The organism is Armatimonas sp., assembly GCF_043757465.1.
Taxonomy (GTDB): Bacteria; Armatimonadota; Armatimonadia; order Armatimonadales; family Armatimonadaceae; genus Armatimonas.
In genome coordinates this window covers 1-5757 of sequence record NZ_JAYVPL010000088.1, presented here as the reverse complement: position 1 = coordinate 5757, position 5757 = coordinate 1, and the positions used below count along the sequence as shown (strand labels likewise).

The 5757-nt window shown below is 58.5% G+C and carries 7 protein-coding genes and 1 pseudogene; 6 read left to right on the top strand and 2 right to left on the bottom strand.

All coding sequences use genetic code 11. The features are described from left to right. Positions 1-263 (bottom strand): RNA-guided endonuclease InsQ/TnpB family protein (locus ACH2ED_RS11720; RefSeq protein ID WP_395091218.1); only part of this gene is annotated, 263 nt, incomplete at its 3' end. Between ACH2ED_RS11720 and ACH2ED_RS11715 the strand changes: the two genes are divergently transcribed. From ACH2ED_RS11715 to ACH2ED_RS11705, 3 genes are read left to right on the top strand one after another with little or no spacing between them, the layout of a single operon-like run. Next, the gene (locus tag ACH2ED_RS11715) at positions 262-393 is read left to right on the top strand and encodes a hypothetical protein (RefSeq protein WP_395091216.1); all 132 of its coding nucleotides are present in this window, start codon (positions 262-264) and stop codon (positions 391-393) included. The genes ACH2ED_RS11720 and ACH2ED_RS11715 overlap by 2 nt on opposite strands. A 44-nt stretch (positions 394-437) precedes the next feature. After that, positions 438-1595 carry an ABC transporter ATP-binding protein gene (locus ACH2ED_RS11710; protein WP_395091215.1) on the top strand — a complete coding sequence of 386 codons (1158 nt, stop codon included), beginning with the start codon at positions 438-440 and terminating at the stop codon, positions 1593-1595. A gap of 34 nt (positions 1596-1629) precedes the next feature. Continuing rightward, entirely contained in the window at positions 1630-2241 is a 612-nt protein-coding gene (locus tag ACH2ED_RS11705) for a CPBP family intramembrane glutamic endopeptidase (RefSeq protein WP_395091213.1), read from the top strand. On the opposite strand, the gene ACH2ED_RS11700 is transcribed toward ACH2ED_RS11705, so the two are convergent. After that, the gene (locus tag ACH2ED_RS11700) at positions 2227-3813 is read right to left on the bottom strand and encodes a hypothetical protein (protein WP_395091211.1); all 1587 of its coding nucleotides are present in this window, start codon (positions 3811-3813) and stop codon (positions 2227-2229) included. The genes ACH2ED_RS11705 and ACH2ED_RS11700 overlap by 15 nt on opposite strands. A 72-nt stretch (positions 3814-3885) precedes the next feature. On the opposite strand from ACH2ED_RS11700, the gene ACH2ED_RS11695 reads away from it, so the two are divergent. The 3 genes and pseudogenes from ACH2ED_RS11695 to ACH2ED_RS11685 all read left to right on the top strand — a co-directional run. Beyond that, positions 3886-4629, top strand: coding sequence for a DUF92 domain-containing protein (locus tag ACH2ED_RS11695; protein ID WP_395091209.1), 744 nt, complete (start codon positions 3886-3888; stop codon positions 4627-4629). A 12-nt stretch (positions 4630-4641) separates the two neighbouring features. Further along, positions 4642-5550 (top strand): hypothetical protein, encoded by a 909-nt coding sequence (locus ACH2ED_RS11690; protein WP_395091208.1) that lies wholly within the window; start codon positions 4642-4644, stop codon positions 5548-5550. 11 nt (positions 5551-5561) lie between these two features. Then, positions 5562-5757: pseudogene (locus tag ACH2ED_RS11685) on the top strand (hypothetical protein); the annotation flags it as partial.

The window sequence follows — 5757 nt, the reverse complement described above, 5'->3', positions numbered from 1 at the left end:
TGTCCCATAGCGGCTTTGAGGATATTGAACGCGGCGTTGGTGTCCCTGTCAAGCGACAACCCGCAAATCGGGCAGTGATGCCAGCGTTCCTTCAATGGCTTCTTTGCGATGTTCCCACAGCGGGAACACATTTGGCTCGTGTAGGCAGGGTTTATTTCGACCAACTGACGACTGGCACTTGAAGCCTTATTCGTCAGAATGGTACGAAACTGCGACCACGACGCATCAGAGATGCTTTTGGAGAGGCAGTAGTTTCTGACCATGCCTTTGACGTTTAACTTCTCAACGGCAATTAATCACGAGACGCTCACCTATTTCTTCAATGGCCGAAACTACCGCCTCACTGATGTGGCGGGAAATGCAGTGAAAGTGATTGTCGCCGAAGTGAAGTAGTTGCCGAAGCCGCCGGACTAGGTTATACTCCTGGCAGGACAATTATGGCAAAAGTCATTCTTCGCAATTTGAACAAGACCTTCGTGGATCAGCAGTCCAAGAAGGAAGTAAATGCTGTTAAAGATCTCGATCTTGAGATACATGATGGCGAGTTTATGGTGCTAGTCGGGCCGTCGGGCTGCGGCAAGACCACGACGATGCGTATGGTCGCAGGGCTTGAGGAAGTCACCAGCGGCGAGATTCTTATCGGGGAGCGCGTTGTCAACGACGTGCCGCCGCGAGATCGCAATATCGCCATGGTCTTTCAAAATTACGCGCTCTACCCACACATGAGTGTCTATGACAACATGGCCTTCGGGCTGCGTCTACGCATGCTCCCCCCGATCTGGCAGAAGTTCTCGCCGCAGTACAAAGAGATCGAGGCCAGCATTGATGCCAAGATCCAGGCGGCGGCGAGAAAGCTCGATATCACCGATTACTTAGACCGCAAACCCAAAGCGCTCTCGGGCGGGCAGCGACAGCGTGTGGCACTGGGCCGTGCGATTGTCCGCGAGCCGGAAGTGTTTCTGATGGACGAGCCCCTCTCGAACCTGGATGCCAAGCTGCGTGTCCAGACACGTTTCGAGCTGATCAACCTTCATCGCGAGCTCAAAGTGACCACGATCTATGTCACCCACGACCAGGTCGAGGCCATGACCATGGGCCAGCGGATCGCAGTCATGAACAACGGTCTGCTCCAGCAGTGCGACACTCCGCAGAACATCTACCGCCACCCCGCCAATATGTTTGTAGCAGGCTTTATCGGCATGCCCCCCATGAACTTCGTGAACAACGCGAAAGTCACAATGGAGGGCAACCGCCCGGTAATTAGCTGCGGCGGCTTCTCCGTGACTCTCAGCGCCGAGCGTGCCAGCGTTTTAGCGCCCTACGTCGGCAAGGAAATCATCTTCGGCATCCGCCCTGAGCATCTTAACGACAAGTCACTGGTATCGGGGATGCCTGAGAACGTCGTGCGGGCGCGCGTCGAAGTGATCGAGCAGATGGGGGCGACCTCAAATCTTTACATTGATCTCGGCGGCAATGCGCTCGTCTCCGTGGTGGATGCCAGTACGATCGCCAAAGAGAATGCCCCGCTGGACATTGTGATAGACGCCGAACACTGCCATGTCTTCGACAAAGAGACCGAAAACGCGATTTTCTAGCGCCGCCCCCGCAAGCAGGGGAGCTTTGTTGGGATTGGCCTTGCTTCCCTGGCCCGCCGTCGCGGCGGGCCTTTTTCTCTTCCACTCCGCATTTTTAGCGTTTCTCTTTTATGCCTGTGTCTGCCTCTACGGCACCTGGCGGCTCGGCGGCTTCGCGTGCCGTCTTCGTCCACAGTGGCCGCTGAAAACCCATCTAGGCATTGCCCTGGTTAGCAATCTCGTGCTTGTGGGACTTTACCAGCTCCTGGGAAAGTGGGTTCTGCCAGCGGATTTCCTGATCGAGCGCCTCGCCACAGTTGGTGTGACGAAGGCAAGCTTTCTGTGGCTCTTCCCCTACTTTCTGATCGGCAACCCGCTGGTCGAGGAGCTTTTCTGGCGTGGTGGCCTGCGGCTACGAAGTTTTGTGCCGGGCCAGCCCCTCCCTTCGCTCTCTGTCGCGTTCTTCTTCGGGGCGTGGCACAGCCTCCCGATCTTTCTCATCGCCCCGCTCTGGGTCGCGCCCCTTGCTGTGCTGGGTGTCATGACCATTGGCTTCGCGCTGGGAGAGGTCGCCGATATTACGGAAACTTTGGGGGATGCGATCTTGCTCCATGCCCTCGCCGCCGATCTGCCGCTCTTGATCATTCTCTTTCTAGCGAGCCGCTAGCTGCGGGGGCTCCGGGCTCTGCGAGGGGATAATTGTCCCATCGGCATAGGCGACGAGCGCCTTGGAGGGAAGTTTTTTGGCAAACTCGGGCAGGAGAGCCTTCAGGCGCTGCTCCGCCTCCAGGGTTGTCGCAAAGAGCGCTACCTGGTTCTGCGCCGAGGTAACTGCTTTTCGATCCATTGCCAGAGTTCCCACACGTCTCCAAGTAGCGGGCAAGAGCTGGGGGGGGAACCAGGAATCGTAGATCATCACCAGCTGGACATTATGGCGCAGGGCCAGCTCCTGTGCCCAGACCGACATCGGCTCGCGCTGGCTTCGTGTCAGCACCTCCAGGTTACCCAGACCATAGAGATCGAGAACATAGTGCTCCGCCGTGAGCGTCACCCAGCCGATATCATTGACCGCCACCGGGCCATCCCACATCCGGGCCAGGCGCTGCATCTGGTACTGCTGGATGTAGATATCGTTGGTGGCCTCAGGTGTCTCCAGAGCGGGTTGTAGATAGAGTGCACTGGCTCCCAGAGCCGCTGCCACCAGCCCCAGCGGACGTGTCTTGGCCAGCCACCGGCTCCGCGAGAGAGCCAGCGCCGCCAGCAGCACCGCCACCAGATAGACCTCGTAGCGTGCAAACCAGCCGATACGCCCTCCGATCAGGTGAAGAATCGCCCCGCACCCGGCCCAGACGCACAGCCAGCGCGTGGAGCGACGGAGCGCTCCCTGCAGCACCAGGGCAATCAGCACCACAATCTGTGTTCCCTCCAGCCGCCACAGATTCGAGGAAATATTGAACCAGACCCGCTCCAGTGCCGTTGTATTTTGTAAGTACTGCCGGGACTTGGCCACCACGGAGCTTGGCAGCCAGCCCATACCATGAGAGTGCAGATAGACCGAGAAGCCCACCAGGGGCACGAAAAGCAGCACTAACGCCAGTCCTGCCGTACTAAAGCGCCGACGGGCAAGTATCAGATAGCCAATCGCCGGCAGGCTCAGTGCCAGCCCCTCGTAGCGTACTAGCGGCCCCAGTGCCAGCACTATTGCCAGCCACCACGGAGCCCTGTTTTCTTCACGCTCCCGCACCAGCCCCCAGAGAGCCGCCAGCGAGAGAAACAGGTGCAGGGTGTGCTCCATCCCAGTAAAGATCACCCCAATCAAGTTGGTCGCAAAGACAAAGCCCACCAGCAGGATTATCCCCATAAGTCTCTGGCGCTCCTGCGGCGCACGCCGCAGTGCAACCCCGACAATCAGCCCCGCCACCCAGATCGCCCCCGCCCCCGCTAAGATATTCCAGATAAGAGGCAACCAGAGCGCCCCCCCCAACCAGAAGCCAGGAACCAGCAAGAACGGCCAGAGGATGCTTGAAGCGGGAGCGGAAATCTCTCCCGGATTGAGGCCGTAGTGCCCATGTGCCAGGTTCTTAGCCAGAGCCAGATGGATGTAGGGATCGTCGAGTGAGTACCCCAGGTACCCCTGGTTGTACGTAAGGCTTGTCAGTAGCACCTGACCGAGCATCAGGGCAAAGACGAGATAGGCAACGGCAATCGCACTCCTCTGCCAGAGGGGAAGGCTCTTCATACCCGTATTTTCGGCAGGTAGGACTTTGGCTTATAGGTTGTTTTTGTCCGTCTGCGCTAAAATACCTTCACTATGACTCCCCTTCTTGCCGCCACACTCGGTGCCCCTCTCGCGGGGTTTGTTGCCTGGCGGGTGAGAGCACTCACGGCCCGGGGCGCTCTGGCGGCGGCGGGCGTGGGCTTTTGTCACTTGGCGTTCGGCGGCTGGCTGGCGGCGGGTGCCCTCCTCGCGTTCTTTGGAACCTCCACGGCACTCTCCAAGCTCGGCAAGCACAAAAAAGAGAAACTCGGGTTTGAGAAATCAGGTCAGCGCGATGCCTGGCAAGTGCTCGCCAACGGAGGAGTTGCCGCGCTCTGTGCCGTACTGGGCTATCCTGAGGCGATGCTAGGCGCACTGGCTGCCGCCAATGCCGACACGTGGGCGACGGAGATCGGCTCGCTCTTTGGGGGCAAACCACGACGGATCACCAATCTCGTGCCAGCCGAACCCGGTGAGTCAGGTGCGATCTCCCCTCTCGGAACGCTGGCAGCACTCGCAGGCGCGGCGCTTCTCGGCTGGCTCCCCTATTATTGGGGGCGCGGAGAGCTTTTTCTCGCCGTCACGCTGGCGGGGTTTGTGGGAGCACTCGCGGATTCCGTGCTGGGGGCGACTCTTCAGGCACAGTGGCGCGATGAAAAAACCGGACGCTGGAGTGAAATCCCCCATGGCAAACCAGCACGTGGACTAAACTGGCTGCGCAATGATGCCGTAAATATACTAGCAACCGTAACAGGAGCTGTCACAGCCGCGTGGCTAGGAGACGTTCTGGTACACTAGGAACTACCATCTATGAGAATCATTGCCACACTGAGTGCCCTTCTGATCGCGACAAGCGCCCACGCGACCGTGGAGGAGAAGAAAGAGTACAAGTGGGAGTTCCCGGCCCAAGGCATCACAGCAGTCGTAATCAAAGGTGTCGTTGGAACCATTCACATTGATACCGATCGTAAGAACGAGATTCAGATCAGAGCCTTCCGAACCGTCCGCGCAAAAGATAAACCCCTCGCGCTATCCACCATCCAGAGAACCACCCCGAAATACGACACTGCTGGAGGCACACTGGTTTTAGAGGATGTGATTCCAGACGACCTGCGCACGGAGCGATACACCGAAGATGCTCCCGAAGTGGAGCTCGATATCGAGGTACATATCCCCGTGGGACTGCGCCTCACCAGCAGCCTTGTTGTGGGCACAACGGTAATCTCAGGTGAGGCGGGAGCGCTGACGATCAAGAGTGGCAATGGACTGGTGAAGCTCGACAACCTCAAAGTTCTCAAAGGTGGCACTGTCATTGGAATGGAGACAGGTGATCTCGAGCTAAATGGCACGGTCAACGACCTCCAGGCAACTCTAAAGGTGGGATCTATTCGCACGACCCTTGAGACCAATACGGCGAACCGGATAGTGCTCCAAACACAAGTGGGCAGCATACTTGCGCAGCTCAAGTCCGCCCCCAAGCAGAGCCTGAGTGTGTCCGCGAGTGTGGGGACGGTACAGATCAAGATCCCCAGCAATACCAAGGGCGATGCCACCGTCAGCACCCAGACCGGCAAGTTCCGCTCCGACTTCCCCCTTACCCGCCGCCCCCGCTCCGTCGGTGACACCGGCGGTCTGCTCACCGGCACGCTCGGACGTGGCGGCAGTGTGCAGATCAAAGTCACCTCAGGCGTCGGTGACGCCATCCTGGAGAAGGGCTAGCGATCCCAGCCATGTGGCAGCAGTTCACCGAACAGGCGCAACGTGCGGTCTACTTTGCTCAGGTAGCCGCGGAAAACAATGGCGAAGATTTTGTTGATGCGGAACACCTACTACGGGGTGTGCTAGTTTGTGCAGCGGGTTCGGCAGGCGGAGCGGGTATCTTCTTAGGTGACGAAACCAAAGGAATTTACCATGATCGCTCAACCT

Excerpts from the sequence above, each read along its gene's own strand:
- ACH2ED_RS11715 (WP_395091216.1), top strand. The coding sequence starts at position 262 with ATGCCTTTGACGTTTAACTTCTCAACGGCAATTAATCACGAGACGCTC.
- ACH2ED_RS11710 (WP_395091215.1), top strand. The coding sequence starts at position 438 with ATGGCAAAAGTCATTCTTCGCAATTTGAACAAGACCTTCGTGGATCAG.
- ACH2ED_RS11700 (WP_395091211.1), bottom strand. The coding sequence starts at position 3,813 with ATGAAGAGCCTTCCCCTCTGGCAGAGGAGTGCGATTGCCGTTGCCTAT.
- ACH2ED_RS11695 (WP_395091209.1), top strand. The coding sequence starts at position 3,886 with ATGACTCCCCTTCTTGCCGCCACACTCGGTGCCCCTCTCGCGGGGTTT.
- ACH2ED_RS11690 (WP_395091208.1), top strand. The coding sequence starts at position 4,642 with ATGAGAATCATTGCCACACTGAGTGCCCTTCTGATCGCGACAAGCGCC.